The sequence below is a fragment of the Oceanospirillum sediminis genome (assembly GCF_014164585.1).
GTDB lineage: Bacteria > Pseudomonadota > Gammaproteobacteria > Pseudomonadales > Halomonadaceae > Oceanospirillum > Oceanospirillum sediminis.
In genome coordinates this window covers 304-587 of sequence record NZ_JACJFM010000098.1, presented here as the reverse complement: position 1 = coordinate 587, position 284 = coordinate 304, and the positions used below count along the sequence as shown (strand labels likewise).

1 protein-coding gene is annotated in these 284 nt (G+C 47.2%); it reads left to right on the top strand.

The features are described from left to right. Positions 1 to 25: 25 nt before the first annotated feature. Positions 26 to 284: ERF family protein (locus tag H4O21_RS24065; protein WP_255487448.1), on the top strand; the 259-nt coding region annotated here is incomplete at its 3' end.

Here is a 284-nt window from a genome sequence, read left to right as displayed (position 1 = left end):
AGATGCGCAGGGGTATGGCTCCGCAATGACGTATGCTCGCAGATATTCCATCGCAGCAATGTTTGGTATTGCCCAGGCTGATGATGACGGTAATGCTGCTCGCAAATCTCCAAAAGATGCAGTTGCATTGATTCGCAACGCATCCAGCATGGAAGAGTTAGCTTCAATCTATGGCGAGGAATACAAGTCATTTCGTGGTGATGATGCAGCAACTCGCGTTATTGTTGGTGCTTATCAGGAGATGAAGGCAAAATTCATGGTATCAGGCGAATCATTCAACCCTG